At 72.1% G+C, this 23,750-nt stretch carries 21 protein-coding genes; 11 read left to right on the top strand and 10 right to left on the bottom strand.

Annotated elements, in window-relative coordinates; genetic code table 11:
• Nucleotides 1–4: 4 nt before the first annotated feature.
• The 5 genes from OG737_RS14890 to OG737_RS14910 all read right to left on the bottom strand — a co-directional run bounded on the left by OG737_RS14890 (nt 5) and on the right by OG737_RS14910 (nt 6,745).
• Nucleotides 5–2,854, bottom strand: a complete 2,850-nt coding sequence (locus tag OG737_RS14890; protein ID WP_405921607.1) for an FtsX-like permease family protein — start codon at nt 2,852–2,854, stop codon at nt 5–7.
• On the bottom strand, nt 2,851–3,597 hold the full coding sequence (locus tag OG737_RS14895; protein ID WP_328926649.1) for an ABC transporter ATP-binding protein: 747 nt from the start codon (nt 3,595–3,597) through the stop codon (nt 2,851–2,853). The genes OG737_RS14890 and OG737_RS14895 overlap by 4 nt, the downstream gene beginning before the upstream one ends.
• Before the next feature lie 24 nt (nt 3,598–3,621).
• On the bottom strand, nt 3,622–4,299 hold the full coding sequence (locus tag OG737_RS14900; protein WP_405921608.1) for a PadR family transcriptional regulator: 678 nt from the start codon (nt 4,297–4,299) through the stop codon (nt 3,622–3,624).
• Nucleotides 4,300–4,383: 84 nt separating this feature from the next.
• Nucleotides 4,384–4,947, bottom strand: a complete 564-nt coding sequence (locus OG737_RS14905) for a hypothetical protein (RefSeq protein ID WP_405921609.1) — start codon at nt 4,945–4,947, stop codon at nt 4,384–4,386.
• A gap of 139 nt (nt 4,948–5,086) precedes the next feature.
• The gene (locus OG737_RS14910) at nt 5,087–6,745 is read right to left on the bottom strand and encodes a protein kinase domain-containing protein (protein WP_405921610.1); all 1,659 of its coding nucleotides are present in this window, start codon (nt 6,743–6,745) and stop codon (nt 5,087–5,089) included.
• 228 nt (nt 6,746–6,973) lie between these two features.
• Between OG737_RS14910 and OG737_RS14915 the strand changes: the two genes are divergently transcribed.
• Entirely contained in the window at nt 6,974–8,560 is a 1,587-nt protein-coding gene (locus OG737_RS14915) for a protein kinase domain-containing protein (RefSeq protein WP_405921611.1), read from the top strand.
• 223 nt (nt 8,561–8,783) lie between these two features.
• On the opposite strand, the gene OG737_RS14920 is transcribed toward OG737_RS14915, so the two are convergent.
• On the bottom strand, nt 8,784–9,446 hold the full coding sequence (locus OG737_RS14920; protein ID WP_328926654.1) for a response regulator transcription factor: 663 nt from the start codon (nt 9,444–9,446) through the stop codon (nt 8,784–8,786).
• A 326-nt stretch (nt 9,447–9,772) separates the two neighbouring features.
• On the opposite strand from OG737_RS14920, the gene pdhA reads away from it, so the two are divergent.
• The 6 genes from pdhA to OG737_RS14950 all read left to right on the top strand — a co-directional run bounded on the left by pdhA (nt 9,773) and on the right by OG737_RS14950 (nt 15,811).
• Nucleotides 9,773–10,981 carry a pyruvate dehydrogenase (acetyl-transferring) E1 component subunit alpha gene (gene pdhA, locus OG737_RS14925; protein WP_328926655.1) on the top strand — a complete coding sequence of 403 codons (1,209 nt, stop codon included), beginning with the start codon at nt 9,773–9,775 and terminating at the stop codon, nt 10,979–10,981.
• Complete coding sequence (locus OG737_RS14930; protein ID WP_328926656.1) at nt 10,981–11,961, top strand: alpha-ketoacid dehydrogenase subunit beta; 981 nt, start codon at nt 10,981–10,983, stop codon at nt 11,959–11,961. Before pdhA ends, OG737_RS14930 begins: the two co-directional genes overlap by 1 nt.
• 12 nt (nt 11,962–11,973) lie before the next feature.
• Nucleotides 11,974–13,374, top strand: coding sequence for a dihydrolipoamide acetyltransferase family protein (locus tag OG737_RS14935; protein WP_328926657.1), 1,401 nt, complete (start codon nt 11,974–11,976; stop codon nt 13,372–13,374).
• A 113-nt stretch (nt 13,375–13,487) separates the two neighbouring features.
• The gene (locus tag OG737_RS14940; protein ID WP_328926658.1) at nt 13,488–14,426 is read left to right on the top strand and encodes a GNAT family protein; all 939 of its coding nucleotides are present in this window, start codon (nt 13,488–13,490) and stop codon (nt 14,424–14,426) included.
• Between the two features lie 36 nt (nt 14,427–14,462).
• Entirely contained in the window at nt 14,463–15,227 is a 765-nt protein-coding gene (locus OG737_RS14945; RefSeq protein ID WP_405921612.1) for a hypothetical protein, read from the top strand.
• Nucleotides 15,228–15,274: 47 nt separating this feature from the next.
• The gene (locus OG737_RS14950) at nt 15,275–15,811 is read left to right on the top strand and encodes a YcxB family protein (RefSeq protein ID WP_405921613.1); all 537 of its coding nucleotides are present in this window, start codon (nt 15,275–15,277) and stop codon (nt 15,809–15,811) included.
• 10 nt (nt 15,812–15,821) lie between these two features.
• On the opposite strand, the gene OG737_RS14955 is transcribed toward OG737_RS14950, so the two are convergent.
• The 3 genes from OG737_RS14955 to OG737_RS14965 form a co-directional block, all read right to left on the bottom strand.
• The gene (locus tag OG737_RS14955; RefSeq protein WP_328926661.1) at nt 15,822–16,241 is read right to left on the bottom strand and encodes a PPOX class F420-dependent oxidoreductase; all 420 of its coding nucleotides are present in this window, start codon (nt 16,239–16,241) and stop codon (nt 15,822–15,824) included.
• Between the two features lie 65 nt (nt 16,242–16,306).
• Nucleotides 16,307–17,533, bottom strand: coding sequence for a DUF1266 domain-containing protein (locus OG737_RS14960; RefSeq protein WP_405921614.1), 1,227 nt, complete (start codon nt 17,531–17,533; stop codon nt 16,307–16,309).
• Nucleotides 17,534–17,577: 44 nt separating this feature from the next.
• Nucleotides 17,578–18,048 (bottom strand): Lrp/AsnC family transcriptional regulator, encoded by a 471-nt coding sequence (locus tag OG737_RS14965; protein WP_328926663.1) that lies wholly within the window; start codon nt 18,046–18,048, stop codon nt 17,578–17,580.
• A gap of 94 nt (nt 18,049–18,142) precedes the next feature.
• Between OG737_RS14965 and OG737_RS14970 the strand changes: the two genes are divergently transcribed.
• Nucleotides 18,143–19,006, top strand: coding sequence for an LLM class flavin-dependent oxidoreductase (locus OG737_RS14970; RefSeq protein ID WP_328926664.1), 864 nt, complete (start codon nt 18,143–18,145; stop codon nt 19,004–19,006).
• Nucleotides 19,003–19,431 carry a nucleoside deaminase gene (locus tag OG737_RS14975; protein WP_328926665.1) on the top strand — a complete coding sequence of 143 codons (429 nt, stop codon included), beginning with the start codon at nt 19,003–19,005 and terminating at the stop codon, nt 19,429–19,431. The genes OG737_RS14970 and OG737_RS14975 overlap by 4 nt, the downstream gene beginning before the upstream one ends.
• 4 nt (nt 19,432–19,435) lie before the next feature.
• Here OG737_RS14975 and OG737_RS14980 read toward each other — a convergent pair whose 3' ends face one another.
• Entirely contained in the window at nt 19,436–20,407 is a 972-nt protein-coding gene (locus OG737_RS14980; protein WP_405921615.1) for a GntR family transcriptional regulator, read from the bottom strand.
• 166 nt (nt 20,408–20,573) lie between these two features.
• Here OG737_RS14980 and OG737_RS14985 point away from each other — a divergent pair, with 166 nt between their 5' ends.
• Both OG737_RS14985 and OG737_RS14990 read left to right on the top strand, forming a co-directional pair.
• Nucleotides 20,574–21,683: an FAD-dependent monooxygenase gene (locus OG737_RS14985; protein WP_405921616.1), complete on the top strand. Its 1,110-nt coding sequence runs from the start codon at nt 20,574–20,576 to the stop codon at nt 21,681–21,683.
• A 135-nt stretch (nt 21,684–21,818) separates the two neighbouring features.
• Complete coding sequence (locus tag OG737_RS14990; RefSeq protein WP_328926668.1) at nt 21,819–23,738, top strand: C1 family peptidase; 1,920 nt, start codon at nt 21,819–21,821, stop codon at nt 23,736–23,738.
• Nucleotides 23,739–23,750 lie beyond the last annotated feature (12 nt).

Raw genomic sequence — 23,750 nt, forward strand, 5'->3', positions numbered from 1 at the left:
CTCACTACCCGGCGGCCCGCCGGGCGAGCGCCCCGTTGGACCGGGTGACCAGGGCGGCCAGCAGCGCCGCGCCCAGCGGGACCGCGATCAGCAGCCCGCCGAGGGTCTCCCAGGGCACCGCGATCGGCACGTAGATCTCGGTGTCCGAGGACTCGTACCCCATCGTGATGGCCCGCTCCAGGAACCGTTCCGTCTCGCGGGCCTGGGCGAGCCGGAGTCCGACCGCCGGCAGGATGCCGGCCGCCGAGCCCAGGACGACGCCCATCAGGGCGATCACCCCGCACTGGAAGCCGCTCAGCGTGCGCCGTACCCGCGGGGGCGCGCCGACCGCGGCCAGCGTCTTCAGGTCGGCCTCGGCGTCGGCCTGGGCGAGCCCGGTGGCGATGCCGGCCGCGCCGATGGTGACCAGGCCCGCGAAGATGGCCAGGGCGAGCATCTCGATGCTGTTGTCTCCCTGGTAGCCCTGCTCGATCTTGACGTTGGCGTCCACGCCCATCCTGTCGAAAAGGCCGTCCAGCCGCTGGCGCTGCTCGCTGCTCGGCGCGCCGTCGAGCGCGAAGTACGAGCCGTACGGAGCCGTCGCCATCCCGGCGGCCTTGGCCGTCGCGGCGGGCAGCACGAGCTTGAAGCCCCAGCCGTTGACGCCCTCCGGCACCTGGTAGACGGGAAGGACCTTGTCCTCGCCCGGCGCCTCCTCGCGCTTGCCGCGCGCGTTGTCGGCCGCGTCCGGGTCGGTGATGAGCCGGATGGTGACCTTGCCGTCCTTCACGTTCTGCTTGTCGAAGGAGACGGGCTTGCCCGACTTCAGTGCGGCCGCGGCGCCCGGGTCGGTCACGGCCAGCGCGGTCAGCAACTGCTCGTCGGCGACGACCGCGTCGTTCTCCAAGAAGTTCTGGTGCCGGGGCATCGCGCAACGCCAGTCCTTGCGCAGCTCCTTGACCTGCTCGGGGGTGAAGTCCGCGGGTCCGTGCGGGGATTCGGAGAACGGGCACCGCTGATCCTTGGGCACGACGATCTCGGCGCGCCCGCAGCCGGCGTCGTTCGAGTACGAGTCGCAGCCCGGCCTGCCGACGACCAGGCGCTCCACGTCGGCCCGTACGGACGGCGAGAACTCCTTGGACAGGGCTTCGCGCACGGCCGGCACGTCCTTGTAGGCGCTGTTGTCGGCGAGCGAGACCACCCCGGCGTTGTGCGGCAGGTCTGCGACGTACTCGTGCCGGGACTGGACGTCCTGGCTGTGCTGGTACGTCGCCACCGCGACGGTGCCGGCCACGGCGGCCAGGACCGCGGCCACGGCGGGCGCCGTGCGCCCCCGGTTGCGCACGGCGTCGCGCAGCGCGAGCCGCGGCGACAGCGGCAGCCAGCGCCCGATCCGCCCGAAGAGGCCGACCAGCACCGGCGTGAGGGCGACCACGCCGAGCTCGGCGATGGCGCTGCCGCCCGCGATGACCAGGGAGCCCATCTCGGACACCGTGCCGTACAGGGCGATGGCGGCGCCGCCCGCGAGGGCGATCAGGCCGATGACCGGCAGCACCCGGTTGGCCCGGCGGATGCCGCGGCGCCCGGTGAGCGAGGCCAGCACGGTCTGCCGCGAGGCGGTGACCGCGGGGGCGATGGCGGCCAGCAGGCCGGTCACCACGGCGAGCAGGGCGATGGCGGCCAGCTCCAGCGGACGGAGCTCGAACCCGCCCCAGCGCAGGCCGAGGTACTCCTCCAGCAGGGGCCGCAGCCCGAGGGTGAGGGCGATGCCGATGACGGTACCGACGACGGCGGCGGCGGCGCCGATGACCAGGCCGCCGGAGAGCACGATGGCCCGGATGTGCCGCCGGTCGCCGCCGTTGGCGCCGACGAGCCCGAGCTGGCGGCGCGAGCGCCGCGCGCCGACCGCGAAGGCGGGTCCGGCGAGCAGGCAGATCTCCAGCATGGCGAGACCGACGACGGTGGCCAGGACCGCCGTTTCGAGGGCGCGGGACGAGCCGTCGGTGAACCGGTCCTTCGGCTCCTGCGCGTACAGCGGCACGTCGGAATCGGCGGGCTTGTGGAGGGCGACGGCACGCGAGATGGCGATCACGCCCTTGCCGTTGGCCTCCTTGACCATGTTCCACGTGAAACCATCGGCGCCGCCGACCTTCACGAGGTACTTGTCGTCGGCCCGTACCCCGGGCACCCCGGCGGCCTGCAGGGCCTTGTCGACCGGGGTCAGCAGGGTCCCCGGCTGCGCGATGAGCTGCACTTCCTTGAGCGCGTTGGGCAGTTCGTAGGCGCCCACGATCTTGTACTCGTGGTCCGTGCCGCGCGGGTTGACGCTGGAGCCGACGAAGTAGCCGGACTCCTTCAGGAAGGCGGTGGTGGCGATGACCTCGCCCGCCGCCTCGGGCAGCCGGCCCCGGTCGAGGGTGAAGCGGCCCTCCACCAGCGGGCTATGCGTGTCGATCTCACGCAGGTTGGTGACGAGGAGCCCGTGCGTGGTGCGCAGTTTGGCTTGCCCGGTGCTGTCCTTGACGGCCTGGGCGCCCGCCGGGAGGGACTGCGGCAGCAGTTCCGGGTTCTCCTCCTGGGGTGGTTCGTACGAGTCGTAGCCACCGACCGGAGCGAAGCGCTCGCCGTCCGGGCTCTGGTAGATCGGCACGTTCATGCGGGACAGGCGGAGCTCGGCGTCGGCGGCGCCGAGGCGGCGCTGAAGGTCCTGCTCCACGGAGAGTTGGGCGCTGCGCATCGTCAGGTCCGCCGCACTCACTCCGACGATCGGCAGGGCGATCATCGCGAGGACGAGGATGCTGCGGCCCTTGGAGCGCCAGGCGTCGCGGCGGGCTATGCGGATGGCCGCGACCCAGGAGTGGTACCAGGAGATCACTGGCCGGCCGCCTGCCCCGAGAGGAGGGAGTCGGCCTGGCTGCGCAGCGTCTCGTCGACCACGGTGCCGTCGCGCAGGAAGACCACGCGGTCCGCCCAGGCGGCGAACCGCGGCTCGTGCGTGACCAGGACCCCGGCCGCGCCGGCGTCGCAGCGGGAGCGCAGCAGGGCGAGGACGGATTCGCCGGTCTCGGAGTCGAGGGCGCCGGTGGGCTCGTCGGCGAGGACCAGGCGGCGGTCGCCGACCAGCGCGCGGGCGATGGCCACGCGCTGCTGCTGGCCGCCGGACACCTCGTCGGGGAAGCGGTCGGCGAGCCGGCCCAGGCCCATCTCCTCCAGTGCGGCGAGCGCGGCGACACGGGCCTTGCGGGCGGAGGTGCCGTCGAGTTCCAGGGGCAGGGCCACGTTCTCGGCGGCGGTGAGGGCCGGTATCAGGTTGTAGTCCTGGAAGACGTACCCGATGCTGCGCCGGCGCAGCGCGGCCAGTTCCTTGCGGCCCGCGGTGGTGATGTCGGTGCCCTCGACGAAGACCCGGCCGCTGCTGGGTGTGTCGAGTCCGCCGGCGAGGGTGAGCAGCGTGGACTTGCCGGAGCCGGAGGGGCCCATCACGGCGACGAGCTCGCCGGGGAAGACGGAGAGGTCGATGCCGCGCAGGGCGTGGACCTCGGTGGCTCCGCTGCCGTGGGTGCGGACGAGCTGCTGCAACTGGAGTACGGGGTGCTGGGCGTTGCGCTGATCAGGCATGAAGGGTTCCCCCCTGAAGGCGGTTCAGCCGCGCCGCGTGCGGGCGCTGCGGGGTCGGGCGGTGGTGGCCGGGGCGGCGGCCGGGACGGATTCGTCGGCTTCGGTCCCGGTGTCGGCGGCCTGGGGCGGTGCGGCCGCGGCGGCTCTCCCGTCGGCCGTCAGGGAGAGCCGGACGAGCCGGGATTCGCAGTGGTCGAGCCAGCGGGCCTCGGCCTCGGTCTGGAAGATGAGCTGTTCGAGGACCAGCAGCCAGGCCACGTCGTCGCGTTCGCGGGACTGCCCGCTCTCGACCGCGGCGAGCGCCGTGGCCTTGAGCCGCGTGTAGTCCTGCATCGCCTTGATCGTGGCGTGCCGCTGGGACTGGATGACGGCGCGGATGTCCACGCCGGGGGCACCCACGGCCATGGCGAGCTTGATGGACAGCTCGTCACGGGGCGGGTTGGCGCGGTCGACGGGGCGCTCGTACCACTCGCGCAGTTCCGTGCGGCCGGTGTCGGTGATGGCGTACAGGGTGTGCCCGGCGGCGTCCTCGCCGCCGGGGGCGACCAGGCCGTCCCGTTCCAGGCGGGCGAGGGTGGTGTACACCTGCCCGACGTTGAGCGGCCAGGTGGAGCCGGTGCGTGATTCGAACTCGGTGCGCAGCTGGGAGCCGTACCGAGGACCCCGTTCGAGCAGGGCCAGAAGGCCGTGGCGGATCGACATACTCAGTATGTATACCGAGTATGTTCACTCTGGGCAACCAACTCCGGTCGTACGTCTGAAGGGGGACGCGCCGGCCGGCGGGGGCTAGAGCCCTCGCCGCAGCCGTACGCCGAGGTAGCCCAGCCCCAGTCCCATCAGGGCGAATCCGGTGCCCAGCGGCAGTATGTGGGCGGCCAGGTCGGCGGCCCGGTCGTTCGGCTCGGTGCCGATCGCCCGGACGACGGCCTCGGGCGGGGTCGGTGCGACCTGCGGCGGGTCGGGGAGCGCGGGGGGATCGAGGTGCGGCGGCCGGACCGGCAGCGGGCGCGAGGCGACCAGCATCTCCGGGTTCGCGGGCTCGGTGGCGGGCCTGCCGGGCCGCTCCCGCCCGGACCCGGCGGCGCTGCCGGCGAGCCCCTCGCGCACGTCGTCCGGCACGTCGTCCAGTACGGGCGCGGGATCGGTCAGTACGGGAACGGCGAGCGCGGGAACGGCGAGCGCGGGAGCGGTGAGTGCGGCAGTGGTGAACACGGGAACGGCGAGCGCGGGAACGGCGAGCGCGGGAACGGCGAGCGCGGGAACGGCGTACACCGGGCCGGCGGCCGCGAACGCGGCGGCGGTCAGGACGGCCCGGGCCAGCCGGCGCGGCGGGCGGAAACCTTGGATCACGGGTGCCCCTCCCGTCCCGAGAGACCGAGCTGTCCCGCTTAGATTTACATAATGGGGCAAAACCGGCATCCCGGGCCCCTTATCGGGTACCCGGGATGCCGGTGTGTCGCGCCCTGACCGGGCCGAGGAGCCTGAGCCGCTACTCCGGATTGCCGGTGGACACGGTCAGCGTGTACTCCGTGCCCTCCTTGTTGATCGGGTCGTCGGGGCGCGGGTTCTGCTCCAGCACCATGTCCTTGCCGTACACGGCCTCGTCCTTCTCGACGATCGTGTACTTGCCGCCCGAGGCCTGGATGCACTCCTTCACGGAGAGCAGGTTCTTGTAGCGCAGGTCCGGCGCCTGGTACTTCCCCGCGTCCTTGTAGTGCTTCGTCGGCTCCTTGCACTTCTTCGGGTCGATCGTGCGCGAGGGGTCCGGCCCCTTGAACCCGGCCTTGGCCGAGCCGGACGGCGCCGCCGAGCCGCCCGCGGTCGCCGCGTTGTCCTTCTTGTCGTCGTTACCGTTCAGCGAGATCGCGGCGATCAGGCCGCCGACGGCCAGCAGGGCCACCGCGATCGCGCCCACGATCACCGGCATGTTCCGCTTGTCGCCCCCGGCCCCGCCGGCGGCCGTGCTCGCCGTGGTCGCCGGCGAGATCGTGTACGGCGGCGGGGTCGGCGGCGCGTACTGCTGGTGCGGCGGGGGAGTGTGCGGGTAGGCGTAGCCGCCCTGCGGCTGCGGGGCGGGCGTCGGCGCGTACGGGGACGGCGCCTGGGTGTGCGGCTGCGGCTGGTACGGCTGCTGCACGGACGGCGCCGTCTGGAACCCGGAGTCCACCGGCGGGAACACGGCCGAGGCCACGCCCGCGCCGCTGCCGCCCGTGGGGGCGCCCTGGACGATGACCGGGGCCCCGGTCTGCCCGGAGCCCAGCACGCGCGCGACCTCGTCGCCCATGGCCGCGGCCGTGGGGAAGCGCTCGTTCGGGTTCTTCTTCAGGGCCCGCGCCACCAGCGCGTCCATCGCCGGGGTCACCGAGCGGTTGATGGAGGACGGCGCGACCGGCTCCTCCTGCACGTGCGCGTACGCGATGGCCAGCGGCGAGTCGGCGTCGAACGGGATCCGCCCGGTCAGCAGCTGGAACAGCATGATGCCGACCGAGTACAGGTCGGACCGGGCGTCGACCCCGCGCCCCAGCGCCTGCTCCGGCGACAGGTACTGCGGGGTGCCGACGACCATGCCGGTCTGCGTCATCGAGGTGACGCCGGACTGCATGGCGCGCGCGATGCCGAAGTCCATCACCTTGACCACGCCGCGCTTGTTCACCATGACGTTGCCGGGCTTGATGTCGCGGTGGACCAGGCCCATCTCGTGGCTGGTCTCCAGCGCGGCCAGCACATCGGCCGTCACCTTCAGCGCCTTCTCCGCCGGCATGGCCCCGTACTGGCGGATGTCCGCGTTGAGCACCGAGCCGAGCGGCTGGCCCTCCACGTACTCCATGACGATGTACGGCATCACCGCGCCGTCACCCGCGCCCGTGCCGAACGTCACCTCGCCTTCACCGGTATCGAATACCGAGACGATGTTCGTGTGCGACAGTTTGGCTACAGCCTGGGCCTCGCGGCGGAAACGCTCCCGGAAGGACTGCTCGCGGCCGAGGTCGCTGTGCAACGTCTTGATGGCGACCTGCCGGTCGAGCGCCGAGTCGTAGGCCAGATACACGGAGGCCATGCCGCCCGCACCCAGCAAGTCCCTTAGCTGGTAACGGCCACCGGCCAGAGAGCCGCCCGCGTACTGGCCCTGAGTGCCGTCCTGGCTCATGACTGTTGCTTCCCCTCGGGATGTGTCCCTACGCGTCTGGCTGAGCGCATGTCGGGCCCAGTCTGCCGGAGGGCAAGCACACGTCAAGCCAGGTACCCGTTCCGTGACCACACGCGTACACGGAGCCTTGTCCGAACGGTGACCGGTTCCGAGGCTGTAGCGTTCATCGGAGCATCAAAGAAGAGGACACCGCTGAGCGGCGGCCGAGAGAGACGACGGCGAGGACTGATGGCACCCGAACCCGAGGGAAACGGCGCCGGGATGGCCGATGGTCCTGAGCACTGGGGCGCCGGCGGCCTGGTGGGGGACGGCCGTTACCGGCTGACCCACAGGCTGGGCCGCGGCGGCATGGCCGAGGTGTTCGCCGCCGAGGACGTGCGCCTCGGCCGCACCGTCGCGGTGAAGCTGCTGCGCGCCGACCTGGCCGAGGACCCGGTGTCCAAGGCCCGGTTCACGCGCGAGGCGCAGTCCGTGGCCGGGCTCAACCACCACGCCGTCGTCGCCGTGTACGACTCGGGCGAGGACCGGGTCGGCCCGAACACCGTCCCGTACATCGTGATGGAGCTGGTCGAGGGCCGCACCATCCGCGACCTGCTGATCAGCGCCGAGGCCCCGGGCCCCGAGCAGGCGCTCATCATCACGTCGGGTGTGCTCGAAGCGCTCGCGTACTCGCACCAGCACGGCATCGTGCACCGTGACATCAAGCCGGCGAACGTCATCATCACCGAGACCGGCGCGGTCAAGGTGATGGACTTCGGCATCGCCCGCGCCCTGCACGGCGCCCAGTCGACGATGACCCAGACCGGAATGGTCATGGGCACCCCGCAGTACCTGTCGCCCGAGCAGGCCCTCGGCAAGGCCGTGGACCACCGCTCCGACCTGTACGCGACCGGCTGCCTGCTGTACGAACTGCTCGCGCTGCGGCCGCCGTTCACCGGTGAGACCCCGCTCTCGGTGGTCTACCAGCACGTCCAGGACTCGCCCGTGCCGCCCTCGCAGCTGCCGGAGGGTCAGCACCTTCCGCAGGAACTCGACGGCCTGGTCATGCGATCGCTGGCCAAGGACCCGGACGACCGGTTCCAGAGCGCCGAGGAGATGCGCGGGCTGGTCCAGTACGCGCTCCAGATGCTGCACGACCAGGGGCCCAACACGGGCACCTGGAACACCGGTCCGGTCGCCATGGCCCTGCCGCACGGGCGGGGCGGGGCGGCGGCCACCACGGCCATGCCCGTGAGCGGCGCCGGCGGGCAGCAGAACTACTCCTCGAACGCCTCGACCTCGCAGTTCCAGCGCGCGATGGTGCCGCCGCTGAACCCCGACGACGGCTCGGCATTCCCCGGCGGGGGCGGCAACGGCCAGGGCAGCCACGGCCACGGCGGCTACGACGGATACGAGGACCGCGGCACCGGCCGCTGGAAGATGTGGCTGTTCGCGGTGCTCGCGATCATCGCGGTCGCCGGCGGTGTGGCCTACGCGGTCAAGACCGTGGGCGGCGGCAAGAACGACCAGAAGAGCCCGCCGAGTAACGTCCAGACCTCCACCGGCGGTCAGCCGAGCGCCTCCGGTACCCCGTCGACGGCGTCGTCCCAGGCGAGCCCCGACGACAGCCCGACGTGGAACACCTCGCCCACGTCGAGCCGTACCCGGTCCCAGACCTTCAGTTCGCCGCCCTCGCCCACGGTTTCGACCTCGCCCACGGTTTCGGCCTCGTCGTCGAAGTCGGCCACGTCCTCCCCGACGCCGACGGTGTCGAAGTCGGTCACGAACTCGCCGTCGAAGCCCGTGGAGACGGGCGGCGTCACTTCCGAAGAATGACCTGGTCAGAGTGCCTGCTGGTATTCACGGCCGGGATTGTCGGCAAGAGAGTGCACGGTGACGAACTGAGGTTCGATACATACGTGGACCGGGTGGAAGTCCGCTCCGTCCACGAATTGCGGATCGGGATCGAATAGTTCCGGTTCGGTTTCCAGTTCGGCGGGGGCCGGAACCGGCGCGCATTCTCAAGCCGGCCCGGCCGTACGGCACCCGGCGCAGCCGCCTAGCGGCTCTTCTCCGCCTGCAGGCGGGCCACGTACGCGGCGGCCTGCGAGCGGCGCTCCATGCCCAGCTTGGAGAGCAGGCTGGAGACGTAGTTCTTGATCGTCTTCTCGGCCAGGTGCAGCCGTTCGCCGATGGCGCGGTTGGTCAGGCCCTCGCCGATCAGGTCGAGGATCTTCCGCTCCTGATCGGTGAGGTTGGACAGGCGGTCGTCGTTCTTGCCGTTCTTGCCGTCGCGCAGCCGCTCCAGCACCCGCGCGGTGGCCACCGGGTCGAGCAGCGATTTTCCGGCCGCGACGTCACGTACGGCGCTGAGCAGCTCGTTCCCGCGGATCGCCTTGAGCACGTAGCCGGAGGCGCCGGCCATGATCGCGTCGAACAGTGCCTCGTCGTCGGCGAACGACGTCAGCATCAGGCATTTGACGTCCTCGTTGTGGGAGCGGACCTCGCGGCACACCTCCACACCGCTGCCGTCGGGCAGGCGCACGTCGAGGACGGCCACGTCGGGACGGGTGGCGGGGATGCGGACCATGGCGTCGGCGGCGGTACCGGCCTCGCCCACGATCTCGATGTCCTGTTCGACCGACAAGAGCTCGTGGACGCCCCGACGTACCACTTCGTGGTCGTCCAGGAGGAATACCTTGATTTTTCCGTCTTCGCGCACGAAGTCAGTTTCACACACTCACCCCTTCCCTGCCGGAGTTACCCGGGATAACGTGCCGTTGTTCCCGGCCCCTGCAAGGCTGTGACCAGTGGTTGTTCCCGCGGCCGCGGATTTACTTGGAAATCCAAGCAAAAACGCAGGTCAAACGGGGTTTCGCAGTTATGCGGCGCACTGGGTAACGTGCATTGCGCAGGGCACTCGCCGGGGCACCTGTCACGCCTGAATCCCGAACGCGTTGCGCACCCACCCCGTGCGCTCGTTACGGATACAGGTGAGCCGCACTGGACCCCGGAGAACCCGGGTGCCGGACCGACGGAGGAGCACACGTGACCGTGGAGAGCACTGCCGCGCGCAAGCCGCGACGCAGCAGCGGCACCAAGCGGGCGGCAGGCGCGGCAAGCGCCGCCAAGCCCGCCGCTGCCACCGCGCAGACGCATGACGCCGTACCTCAGCTCGTACAGCTGCTGACGCCCGAAGGGGACCGGGTAGAGAACGCGGACAACGCGGAATTCGCCCCCTTCGTCGCGGACATCACGACCGAGGACCTGCGCGGGCTGTACCGCGACATGGTCATGACCCGCCGCTTCGACGGTGAGGCGACCGCGCTGCAGCGCCAGGGAGAGCTGGGCCTGTGGGCCTCGCTCCTCGGCCAGGAGGCAGCGCAGATCGGCTCCGGCCGGGCGCTGAACGACGAGGACTACGTCTTCCCGACCTACCGCGAGCACGGTGTGGCCTGGTGCCGCGGGGTCGACCCGACGAACCTGCTCGGGATGTTCCGCGGTGTGAACCACGGTGGCTGGGACCCGAACACCAACAACTTCCACCTCTACACGATCGTGATCGGCTCGCAGACGCTGCACGCGACCGGTTACGCGATGGGTGTGGCCAAGGACGGCGCCGACTCGGCCGTCATCGCCTACTTCGGCGACGGCGCGTCCAGCCAGGGCGACGTGATGGAGGCCTTCAACTTCTCCGCCGTCTACAACTCCCCCGTGGTGTTCTTCTGCCAGAACAACCAGTGGGCGATCTCCGAGCCGACCGAGCGCCAGATGCGCGTGCCGCTCTACCAGCGCGCGCAGGGCTTCGGCTTCCCCGGCGTCCGCGTCGACGGCAACGACGTGCTGGCCTGCCTGGCCGTGACCCGCTGGGCCCTGGACCGGGCGCGCCGCGGCGAGGGCCCGACGCTGGTCGAGGCGTTCACGTACCGGATGGGCGCGCACACCACCTCCGACGACCCGACGAAGTACCGGCGGGACGAGGAGACGGCGGCCTGGGAGGCGAAGGACCCGATCCTGCGCCTGAAGGCCCACCTGCTGGCCACCGGCGGCGCCGACGAGGCCTTCTTCGCCGAGCTGGAGACCGAGAGCGAGGCCATGGGCAAGCGCGTCCGCGAGGCCGTGCGCTCCATGCCCGACCCGGACACCATGGCGATCTTCGAGAACGTCTACGCGGACGGGCACGCGCTCGTCGACGAGGAGCGCGCGCAGTTCGCCGCCTACCTCGCGTCCTTCGAGTCGGCCGAGGAGGGTCACTGATGGCTGTCGAGAAGATGTCGATCGCGAAGGCGCTCAACGAGTCGCTTCGCAAGGCCCTGGAGCAGGACCCGAAGGTCCTGATCATGGGCGAGGACGTCGGCAAGCTGGGCGGTGTCTTCCGGATCACCGACGGCCTGCAGAAGGACTTCGGCGAGGAGCGGGTCATCGACACCCCGCTCGCCGAGTCGGGCATCGTCGGCACCGCCATCGGCCTGGCCCTGCGCGGGTACCGGCCGGTCGTGGAGATCCAGTTCGACGGCTTCGTCTTCCCCGCGTACGACCAGATCGTCACGCAGCTCGCGAAGATGCACGCGCGCGCCCTGGGCAAGATCAAGATGCCGGTCGTCATCCGCATCCCGTACGCGGGCGGCATCGGCGCGGTCGAGCACCACAGCGAGTCCCCCGAGGCGCTCTTCGCGCACGTCCCGGGCCTCAAGGTGGTCTCCCCGTCGAACGCGAGCGACGCGTACTGGATGCTCCAGCAGGCGATCCTCAGCGACGACCCGGTGATCTTCTTCGAGCCGAAGCGCCGCTACTGGGACAAGGGCGAGGTGGACGTCGAGGCCATCCCCTACCAGCTGCACAAGGCGCGCGTGGCGCGCGAGGGCTCCGACATCACCCTGGCCGCCTACGGTCCGATGGTGAAGGTCTGCCTGGAGGCGGCGGCCGCGGCGGCCGAGGAGGGCAAGTCGGTGGAGGTCGTCGACATGCGGTCGATGTCCCCGGTCGACTTCGACGGGATCCAGGCCTCGGTGGAGAAGACCCGCAGGCTCGTGGTCGTCCACGAGGCGCCGACCTTCCTCGGTATGGGCTCGGAGATCGCCGCTCGCATCACGGAGCGGTGCTTCTACCACCTGGAGGCGCCGGTCCTGCGCGTGGGCGGTTTCCACGCCCCGTACCCGCCGGCCCGCCTGGAGGACGAGTACCTGCCGGGCCTGGACAGGGTGCTCGACGCCGTCGACCGCTCGCTGGCGTACTGAGGAGCCACGTTCATGACCATCCGCGAATTCAAGATGCCCGACGTGGGCGAGGGCCTCACCGAGGCCGAGATCCTCAAGTGGTACGTCCAGCCGGGTGACACGGTCACCGACGGCCAGGTCGTGTGCGAGGTCGAGACGGCCAAGGCCGCCGTGGAGCTGCCGATCCCGTTCGACGGCGTCGTGCACGCGCTCCTCTTCGAGGAGGGCACCACGGTCGACGTCGGCCAGGTGATCATCTCGGTGCAGACGGAGGGCGGCGCCGCTGCCGAGGCCCCGGTCCAGGAGGCGGCCCCGGCCGTCGCCGCCGAGGAGCCGGCCGCGCCCGAGGCGCGCCAGCCCGTCCTGGTGGGCTACGGCGTCTCCACCGCGTCCACCAAGCGCCGGCCGCGCAAGGCTCCGGTGCCCGCCGTGGCCGCGCAGAACGGCACGGCGGCCCCCGCGGCTCCGGCCGCCCCGGTGCTCCCCGCCGTCCCGGCCCAGCCGGCCGGCGAGCGGCCCCTGGCCAAGCCGCCCGTGCGCAAGCTGGCCAAGGACCTCGGCATCGACCTTGCCGTCGTGGTGCCCACCGGCGACGGCGGGGTCGTGACCCGGGAGGACGTCCACGCGGCGGCCGCCGCGGCGCTCACCCCGCAGGCCGCGCCGGCGCCCGCTGCCGCCTCCGTACCTGCTCCGGCCCAGGCCCCCGCCGCGGCCGAGGTGCCGGTGCGGGAGGCCCGTGAGACCCGTATCCCGGTCAAGGGTGTCCGCAAGGTCACCGCCCAGGCCATGGTCGGCTCCGCCTTCACCGCGCCGCACGTCACCGAGTTCATCACCTTCGACGTGACCCGCACGATGAAGCTGGTCCAGGAGCTCAAGGCCGACCCGGACCTCGCGGGGCTGCGCATCAACCCGCTGCTGCTCATCGCCAAGGCCGTCCTGGTGGCCATCCGCCGCAACCCGGACGTCAACGCGTCCTGGGACGAGGCGGCCCAGGAGATCGTGCTCAAGCACTACGTCAACCTGGGCATCGCGGCGGCCACCCCCCGCGGGCTGATCGTCCCGAACATCAAGGACGCCCACGCCAAGACGCTCGGCGAGCTGTCGACGTCCCTGTCCGAGCTGGTCGCCACGGCCCGCGACGGCAAGACGTCCCCGGCGGACATGCAGAACGGCACCATCACCATCACCAACGTGGGCGTCTTCGGCGTCGACACCGGTACGCCGATCCTGAACCCGGGCGAGTCCGCGATCCTCGCGGTCGGCGCGATCAAGCTCCAGCCGTGGGTCCACAAGGGCAAGGTCAAGCCGCGCCACGTCACCACCCTGGCGCTGTCGTTCGACCACCGTCTCATCGACGGCGAACTCGGCTCCCGCTTCCTGGCCGACATCGCGGCGGTCCTGGAACACCCCCGCCGCCTGATCACCTGGTCGTAGCGGCACGCACGACGCCCCACCCGATGGCCGGTCTCCCCCGCGGAGGCCGGCCATCGGCCGTGGGCCGCCGAAAATCCCTGTCCGGCGAGGACGCTTGATGTGATCATCACCGGATGTTCTTCCGCGCTGCCACCGCAGACCCCGCTGACCTGGACCGCGCCGTCGCCTACCCGGCCGACGGCCCCGTCCCCGCCCTGACCGCCGAGAAGATCCGCGAGGAGCTCGCCGCCGGACAGTTCCGCCCCGAGTGGATCTGGTTCGCCGAGGACGAGGACGGTGAGGTCCTGGCCCGCGCCCTGTGGTGGGGCCGCGCCGACAGCGAGCGGCCCATCGCCCTCGACTGCCTCCAGGTGCGGGCCTGCGTCACCGACCCGGCCGCCGTCGCCGCCGGGCTCCTGGCCGCGGGGCACGCCGCCTTCGGCGGGCTCCCGCTCTACAACCTCTCGCTCCCCCGGGGATGGCGGACCGATCCGGCCCTGGCCGAGGCCGTCGCCTGGCGCCGGGAGGCAGCGTACAAGGCCGGGCTGACCAGCACGATCGAGCGCCTGCGCTACGAGTGGACCCCAGCTGCCGGGACGGCCGGGCCGACCGGGCGGCTGGTCTTCCGCGAGGGCACGGACGAGGAGTTCCTGGACGCCTTCGCCCGCCTGTCCAGCGGCAGCCTCGACGAGCACACCCGGACCGAACTGGCCTCCATGGACGCCGGGCAGCTGGCCCGTGAGGACTTCGCCTACTACCTCGACTGCCCCGGCGAGCGCTCGTGGTGGCGCCTCGCCGAGCTCCCGGACGGCACCCTGGCCGGCATGGCGATCCCCTCGGCGACGCCGTACCACCGCAACGTGGGGTACCTGGGCGTCGTACCGCAGCAGCGCGGACAGGGCCTGATCGACGAGATCCTGGCCGAGATCACCCGCTTCCACGCGGCCGAGGGCGCCGACCGCATCACCGCGACCACCGACACCGGCAACGTCCCGATGGCGGCCGCCTTTGACCGCGCCGGCTACGAGGTGACGGAGATCCGCCTCGTCCTGGAGGCGCCGTCCGCCGCGTGACGGGGTAGCGTCCCGGCCGGGGAAGGGGGGGCCGTGGTGCCCATTGCCGCATTGCAGGTGTACTCCGTCGAGGAGGCCGACGTCACGGGCGGGGTGTGTGTCGTCCGGTGCGTCGGCGGGGTGGCGCGCGCCGGGCAGGTCTACGCGGTCGGGGAGCTGCGGCTGTGGCTGCGCCGGATCGAGCGGTACGGGCGGCCCGTCGCCTCCTTCGACGCCGGGCACACGGCGAGGGTCCGCCTCACGGGCCCGGTGGTCGCGCTGCTCGGCCGGGGCCAGGTACTGACCTCGGTGCCGCCCGACGGACACTCGCTGGCGGAGCTGGAGGTCTGGCTGGCCACCGGACCGCCGCTGGGCGACGAGCCCCGTCCGCGGACCCTGCGCATCCTGGCCGTGGGGCGGATGCAGGACGACCGGGTGCCCGACGGGATCCGGCTGCGCTGGGGGCGGGTGGCGCTGGCCGCGACCCACCGCTGCGCGCAGGACGAGGGCGGGAGCGACCTGGCCCGCGGGGCCGAGCTGGCCGCCGTACGCGGTTACCTGATCGGGGAGTTCGGCCCGGAGCGCGGCGGGGACCCGGCGGCCCTGTGCCGGGAGCTGCTGGACCTGATCGACCTGACCCCCGAGGCGGCGGTGGCGCAGGCCCGCGTCTGGCGCGATCTCCCGCACGCGCGCATCCTGCACCTGCGCCGCATCAAGAACCTGATCGCCCGGATGGCCCTCGTACGCCCCCACCTCCCGGACGCGGGACCCCTCGCGGAGGCGGTCGACGCGTGGTCGGCGGTCCAGCCCCGCCTTCCCTGACCGGAAGCCTGTTGTACCGGGCTGACCTGCGGCTATGCTCCGCTGTCATGAACATGGGTGGGGGCCGCGTGCAGCAGTCGACCGGGCAGGTCACCTTCGTCTACGAGCCGACGCGGGCCGACTACGCCAAGGCCGTGCGGCGCTTCACGTTCGGGACCTGGCCGGGGCTGCGGGGCCAGGTCTTCCTCGCGCTCTTCACCCTGGCGCTCTCGTGGACGCTGCCGACCCTCAAGGGGTTCTCGCCCACCGCGACGGCCTTCGTGATGGCCTGCGCCGTGGTCGCCGTGCTGGTGACGCTCCCCCGGGTCCTGGCCCGCGTCGCGCGGGAGCAGTACGCGGACGTGGAGGAGTACGGGGCCTGTCGGACGGTCGTCCGCGAGGACTGGCTGACCACCACGGGCGGCGAACTGTCCAGCGCCATCGAATGGCGCGTGTTCCCCTGGTACTTCGAGACGGACGAGTTCTTCGCGATCAAGACCAAGAACACCCGCGGCGTCTTCGTGCTCCCCAAGCGCGGCGCGCAGGATCCGGCCGACGTGGACCGGCTGCGGGCCCTCCTCGACCGGAACCTGCGCCGGATCTGACAGCCGCGCCCTAGCCTGCGGCCTTGGCGGCGTTGCCGAGGACCTTGGTCGGGGTGATGCGCAGGACGACGCGGACCTCCTCGGCCGGAAGGTCCTGGTACTCCTTGCCGGCGCCCGGGCCGAGGTACTCCTCGGCGATCCGGGTGGCGACGGCCCGGCCGGCGTCCTCGGTGACCGTGGCCGTGCCGCGGATCTCGGCGTAGAGGAAGGGATTGGCCAGGTCGAAGACGGTCAGTCCGACCCGCCCGTCCCGGACGATGTTGCGCTCCTTGCGGCGGCCCTGCTCGGTGGAGATCAGCAGATCGCCGCCCTCGCGGGACACCCAGACGACGGAACTCTGCGGGCTCCCATCGGGGTTGATCGTGGACAGCACCGCGGGGTGCGGGGAGTCCAGCAGCGTACGCACGGTGTCGTTCAGCTCGACAGTCATGTGGGGAAGGCTAGTTGCCCCTGTCCGGGCGGCGCCGGGAATGCGCCGGGCCGGACACGTCTTCGTCACGTCCAGGCGATGTTGAGCCACGGGCTGCCGGGATCGGTCGTCAGCGCCCGGTGCGTGGCGACCATCTCCTCGTACCAGTGCCCGAACTCCTCCTCGTCGAAGTGCAGGCAGCGCCCGAGGACGAAGCCGACGGACAGGTCCTCCCACGAGCGGTACGCGAGCTTGCAGACCCTTCCGGCCCGCACGACGGCGTCCTCGGTCTCGGCGAGGCTGCCGAAGCGGGCGCCGAGGCCCCAGCGGGCCATCTGCGAGGCCCGGCCGTAGTCCCAGGCCTCGACGGACCGGACGTACTTGCCTTCGGCGAGCAGCCCGTCGGCGCGGAAGCGCTGCTCGTAGCGGGCGATGCGGCCGATGACCCGCTGTATGCCCGCGATCTCGCCCTCGACCTCGGCGGCCGGGCGCGGCTCGGCCATGGTGACGCCGTCGGGGGTGATCCGGGGCTCGGCGGCCCGTTCGGCGTTCGCCCGGAGGATGGAGGCGGTGGCGTGCCGCCAGTGCTCGATGTCCACGGGCCCCGCGAACTCCTTCGCCAGGGCACGGCGGACGCGGAGGGCGAACTCCCATACGGAGCTGACCATGTCGGCGGTCAGGAGCTGTTCGGTGCTGCTCAGCCACTCCTCGCGGGTGGTGATGCCCCACCATTCCTTGAGCTTGCGGCGCTCGTCGCTGTAGCCGCCGCCGTGGTAACCGATGGCGTTCCAGAACATCCCGTTGTTCACGGACAGGTGCGCGCCGCAGGCCAGCCCGAAGGCCACCGGCCCGTGCAGCGGGCCGCCGAGGTGCAGGGCGTGGACCCTGTGCCGCTCCAGGCCGGTGGCGCGGGGTCTGCGGTCGCGGTGGAAGGCCCAGGTGGCGCGGTGGGCCGGGGTGGCGGGGAGGAACACCTCGAAGGGGGTGCCGGGGTTGACGGCCAGGAACGCGGGGCCGCCGGAGGCGGGGAAGGCGTCGACGAACCAGCCGAGGGACTCGCGCTCGAAGACCAGGTCGGGGGTCGGGACGGGAAGCATGCCGGCCGTGAAGGCGACGTAGGCGTCGGCGCCGACCTGCGGGAAGTAGGAGCGCTCGCGGCGGATCATGTCGGGATGCGCGTCCTGATAGGCGCGGGACTGGGGGATGAAGAGCTCGGTGAGCGCGAGGGCGTCGAAGAAGGCGGCCCAGTCGCCGCGCTCCTTGGCCTCTGCAAGTTCTCGTTCGATCGCGCTCGGAGCGGTCCAGTTCCCCATGCGGAAACCCTAGCCGGAGCCGTCGCTCGCCAGTTCGGCCCGGGTCACGGACACCGCGCGGGCGGCCTTCGCCGGAGCCCGGTGAACGGGAGCGGCCGGCTGAGGACGAGGTTGGTGGTCGTGCTCCCGAACTGGGCCAGCTCGTCGACGATTTCCTCCAGGTGGGCCATCGAGGTGGTCGCCACCTTGAGGACGTAGCAGTCGTCCCCGGTGGTGCGCAGGCACTCCAGGATCTCCACGCGCTCCTCCAGCAGGCGGCGCAACGGCTCGTGCCGGGTGCCCGGCCCCGGGTACTTCAGCCGGACCACCGCGAGTACGCCGTGCCCGGTCCGCTCCAGGTCCACCTCCGCCCGGTACCCGGTGATCACCTCGGCCGCCTCCAGTCGCCGTACCCGCTCCTTCGTCGCCGACGCGCTCAGGTTCACCCGCCGTGCCAGTTCCGTGAACGCGATCCGGCCCTCCCGTTGGAGTTCTGCCAGGATCGCCCAGTCCGTCGCATCGAGACTCTCGGTCATCCGGCCAGATTACCGGCGAATCCACGGGTGAACCGGTCCTGAACAGGCGGGAGTTACTTCTGCAGGCCCCTGCCGCCTGGCTAGGCTCGGGGTTGTGAAGATCGGAGTCAACGTCCTCAATTTCGGCCCCGGCACCGACCCGGGAGTCCTGCGGAGCTGGGCCCAGACCGTGGAGGGCCTGGGCTTCGACCTGCTGATGGTGTCGGACCACGTCGCCATCACGCCCGATGTCGCCGAGCGCTATCCGGCACCCTTCTACGAGCCCTTCACCACCTTGTCCTGGCTGGCCGGCCTCACCACCCGGGTCCGGCTCGGCACGACGGTCCTGATCACTCCCTACCGGCACCCGCTGCTCACCGCCCGGATGGCGGCCAACGTGGACGAGCTGAGCGGCGGCCGGCTGGTCCTCGGCGTGGGGGTCGGCTGGGCGCGGCAGGAGTTCGCCGCCCTCGGCATCCCCTTCGAGCAGCGCGGGCGGCTGACCGACGGGCACCTGCGGGACATCCGGGCGGCCTGGGCGGACACCGCCTCCTACGGCGACCGGAGGATTCCGGTGTGGGTCGGCGGCAACAGCGACGCGGGGCTGCGCCGGGCCGTGCGGCTCGGGGACGCGTGGCATCCGCTGCGCTGCACCGTGCCGTGGCTGCGCGAAGCCGTGGTCAGGCTGCAGGCGCACGCCGACGAGCAGCACCTCCCCGTGCCCGCGCTGGCCCCCCGGATCGCCCTCGAACTCACCGCGGCGCCGGTCGACGGACCGCAGCGGCTCGCCGGTCAGGGCACGATCGACCAGGTCATGGACGACCTCGGCCAGCTGCGGCGCCTCGGCGCCGAGGCCGTCGTCCTCGACCCGTACCGCGGCGACCCCCGCGAGACGTGCCACCCGCAGGCTGCCTGGCAGGCACTGGCCACGGTGGCCGCGCACCTCTTCCCGCCCCGCACCGGAACGGAGCAGTCATGACCACACCCGACGACCACGCCCTCCTCCGGCGGGCCATCGCGCTCGCGGCCGAGGCGCTCGCGGGCGGCAACCCGCCGTTCGGATCACTGCTGGCGGGACCGGACGGGACGGTGCTGGCGGAGGAGCGCAACACGACCCTCACCGACAGGGACATCACCGCGCACCCCGAGCTGAAGCTGGCGAGGTGGGCCGCGCGGGAGCTGGACCCTGACACGGCGGCGGGAACCACGATGTACACCAGCTGCCGGCCGTGCGGGATGTGCGAGCCGGTCATCCGGCAGGCCGGACTGCGGCGGGTGGTGTTCGCCCTGTCCGACGAGCAGCTCCTGGACATCAGGCCGGGCAGTGGCCGGCCGCCCGTGCCGCAGGAGGGGCCGGCGCTGTTCGACGAGGTGCGGGCCGTGGTCGAGGGGTACTACCGCTGAGCGCCTACCGTCCTTCGACGACGGGGGTCAGGCCGTCGAGGAGGGCTCGCAGGCCGCGTTCGAAGAGCGCGTCCAGCCGCAGGTCGTAGCCGTCCTCGAAGGCGCCGACGACCTTGGCGAAGGTCGGGAAGCGGCCGGATTCCATCAGGTCCCGCAGGGCGGGGGCCCGGCTGTCCATCCACTGGTCCTCCGACTGGCCCGTGGCGGCCTCGGCGTGCGCCTCCATCTCCAGGTGCACCGCCAGGCCCTGGACCTGGCTGTAGAGCAGGACGTGGATGTCGAACAGCGTGGTCGGGTCGAGTCCGTGGCCGTCGAGGGCGCCGAGCACCCATTCGCCGTGGACGATCAGATTGGGTACGAGCAACGGGCGGGTGAGGGAGCTGAGCTGGGCCAGCCACGGGTGCCTGCGGTACAGCTTCCACAGGGTCCGGGCGCCCAGCTCGATGCGTGGACGCCACTCCTCGGGCGAGTCCGCGGGATAGGACTCTTCGCCGAACGCGGCGTCGGCCATGTGCAGGACGAGGTCTTCCTTGCTCGGGACGTACCGGTAGGTCGACATCGCCGCTACGCCGAGCCGGGCCGCGACGCCGCGCATGGAGAGCGCCGAGATCCCCTCGGCGTCGGCGATCTCGATGGCGGCCCGGACGATCCGGTCGAGGCTCAGCTCCTGCTCGGGGTCCGCGGCGGGTGACGGGCGCCTGCGGGTCGGCGTGACGGGCGCAGCGGTGGCGGCGGCGGTGGCGGCCCCGGCGACGACGGTGCCGATCCGGGGCCGGGCCTCGACGAGTCCCTCCAGGCGCAGGGTGGTCAGGGCCTTGGTGGCCGTGGCGAGTGCGACGCCCCATTCCGCGGCGATCTGCCGGGTCGAGGGGATCCGGTCCCCGGGGGCGAGTTCACCGTTTGCGATGCGTCTGCGGATGGCGGCGACGATGCGCAGGTAGGGCGGATCGCCCGGTGTGCCTGTGGTCTGCGTCACGTGCCGCCGCCTTCCTGTCCTGTACTAGTGCAGAGGGTAGCAGCGGCAACGTCGGAAGGAGAGGTGCCTGTCCTAGTGCAGGGCGTGTTTTGAGCAGTTGAAGGGGCTGCGCGTACGTCGTACGTTCAGAGCGCGTACACCGTACAAGCGGCTGAAGGAGCGTCCCATGCAGACCGTACTCATCTCCGGCGGCGGAATCGCCGGGCCCGTCCTCGCCCACTGGCTGCGCCGCCACGGCTTCGCGCCCACCGTCATCGAACGCGCCCCGGGCCGGCGCCCCGGCGGCCAGGCCGTGGACATCCGCGGCGTCGCGCTCGACGTCGTGGAGCGCATGGGCCTGCTGGAACAGGTGCGGGGCCTGCGGACCCGGATGCGCGGCATGTCGGTCCTCGACCCCGACGGCCGTGAGATCGACCGCTCCACCGAGGCGACCTTCAGCAGCGGCCGGCTCGACAGCGAGGACGTCGAGGTGCTGCGCGAGGACCTGGTGGAGGTGGTGTACGAGCACACCCGCCCGCACGTCGAGTACCTCTTCGGCGACACCGTCACCGCGCTCGACGAGGACGGGAGCGGCGTGCGCGTCGACTTCGCGCACGCGGCGCCGCGCACCTTCGACCTCGTCGTCGGGGCCGACGGCCTCCACTCCACCGTGCGGCGCCTGGCCTTCGGGCCGGAGGAGGATTTCGTCCACCACCTGGGCAGCTACCTCTCGGTGTTCGGCGCGGACAACTTCCTCGCCCTGCAGGACTGGCAGATGTGGCTGCGGGCCGGTGACACGGGCTTCGGCATCATGCCCGTGCGCGACAACACCGAGCTCAGGATCGCCTTCGGCTTCGAGTCCGAGCCCCTCGCCCCCGCCCTCCGCGACGGCGGCGCCCTGCGGCAGCTCGTCGTGGACAAGCTCGCCTCCATGCGGTGGGAAGGGGCCCGCCTCGCCGAGGCCGCCCGGAAGGCGCCCGACTTCTACTGCGACGCGATGGCGCAGATCCGCATGGACCACTGGTCGCGGGGCCGGGTGGCCCTGCTCGGGGACGCCGGCTACTGCCCGTCCCCCCTCTCGGGGCAGGGCACCAGCCTGGCCCTCGTGGGCGCCCACGTGCTGGCCGACAGCCTCGCCCGGGCCGGCGGCGACCACCGCGCCGCGTACGCCCGGTACGAGCGCCGGATGCGCCCCTACGTCACCCTCAACCAGGCCCTGGCCACCGAGAATCCCGGCGGACCCGCCTCGGAGGAATCCGTCGCCCACGCCAAGAACGCGATGTCGCTGGACAGCTGACCCGGGCAGCGGGGCCGCCGTCCAACGAGCCCCCTTCGTGCCACCGCGCGACCGTACGGCCCCCCTTGACGCTCCCCGGTGGCAGCGGGAGGCTCCCCGGGCCGGGATCCGAACGGTTGCAGCTGGGGGGCCGCCATGCCGGAGGAATCTGTCCAGACCGTGGGAGAGCTGCGGGCACGGCTCGCGGAGCTCGGGGCCCGGTGGTCGGTCCTCGAGCACCTGGTCGACGAGGAGCCGGTGCCGCGCCCCTCGCTCGGCCTGGAGCCCGGCGCGAACCTGACTCCCGCCGAGGCGGTACGGACCGTCGACCTGCGGGCGCTCGTCGGCCGGGAGAGCGCCAACCCGCACCTGACCCGGCGCCGGGCCGCGCACGGGCTGCTTGCGGGAACGCGGTCGGCCGCGGGCCCCGCCGCCCGGCCCGCCGCCGTGGACTGGCGCAGCCGCTGGGGCCGGCCCTGGATCACCAGGGTCAAGGACCAGAACCCGTGCGGTTCCTGCTGGGCCTTCGGCGCGGCCGGCCTGGTGGAGTCCATGGCCCGCATCGAGCACGGGGTGTGGGCCACGCGCTCCGAGGGGGACGTGCACGACGGCCTGAAGTTCAGCTGCGGGCAGGGGAGCAACCCGGAGACCGCGCTGGACTGGATCAAGGACAACGGCGGGCTCGCCGACCCGGACTGCTGGCCGTACAGCACCCCGCCCGCCGGACTGCCCGCCGCCCGGCGCGACGCCTGGCGCGCCGAGTACACGCCCAGCTGGGACCGTTCGGGCCGGACCGTGCGGATCACCGACTACGTCCGCCTCGGCGACGTCGAGCAGCAGAAGGTCTGGCTGGACACGGTCGGCCCGCTGACCGCCTGCTTCGACGTGTACGACGACTTCTTCGCCCTGGGCTCCGGCGTCTACCACCGCACCAGCGACCGACTCGCGGGCGGCCACTGCGTGCTGATCGTCGGCTACGACGACGCGGCGGGCTGCTGGCTGTTCAAGAACTCCTGGGGGACGGGCTACCACGTCGGCGGCTACGGCCGGATCGCCTACGGCGAGGTCAACATCGACTACTGGGCCAAGTGCGGCCTGCGGGGCACCAACATCGACCCGTGGACCAAGCGCCGCCTGCACACCGGCAACGTCTACGAGAGCGGCAACGGCCGCGCCCACCGCAACTTCGAGCTCCTCGCCCGGGCCGGCGGCGGCCGCCTCCAGCACTGGTGGCGCGAGGGCGACGCCCCCTTCCCGTGGGGCCGCGCGGGCACCTTCGCGAACGACGCCTCGGGCCAGCCCGCCTTCACCGGGACCACCTACAACCGGAACATGGAGTCCCTGCACGTGACCACGGGCGGCCGGCTGCGCCACTGGTACTACGAGCAGTCCGCGGGTGTCTGGCGCGACGGCGGAGCCTTCGGTCCGGGCGACGCGGCCATCGGGTCGACCCCGGCGTTCATCCAGAGCGACTACGGCAAGCCGGGCAACTTCGAGGTGGTCGTGCGGACCGCGGACGGCCGCCTGAACCACTGGTGGCGGATCAACGGCGCCCCCTGGACCTGGAACGACGGCGGCCGCTTCGCCTCCGGCATCTCCCACTACGGGCCCGCCCTCGTCCAGACCCGCGGCCGCCGCCTCGACCTCGTCGCGACCCGCACCGACGGCCGGATGCAGCTGTGGTGGCGGGACGACGCGAACGCCTTCGTCTGGCGCGCCGGGGAGGTGTTCGGCGAAGGGGCCACCTGCGCGCCGTGCCTGGTCGAAGGGCAGTACGGAGCCGTCGACGAGGACACCGCCGGGAACTACGAGCTGTGCGTGGCCGTCGCCGACGGACGGGTCGAGCACTGGTGGCGCGGCAACGCGGCCGGCTCGGCCTGGAGCCGCAGCGCGGTCTTCGGGCACGACGTCGTCGCGGTCACCGGGATGCTCCAGGGCAGTTTCGGGTTCAACCTGGAAGTCGTGGTCCTGCGCACCGACCGCCTGCTCCAGCACTACTGGCGTGGGGGCACCTCCCGGACGGAGTCCGGGGGAGGGGCGGGCTGGCACGAAGGGCCGGTGATCGGCCCCGCCTGAGACGGCCCGGGA

This window comes from Streptomyces sp. NBC_00122 (assembly GCF_045160845.1).
Lineage (GTDB): Bacteria > Actinomycetota > Actinomycetes > Streptomycetales > Streptomycetaceae > Streptomyces.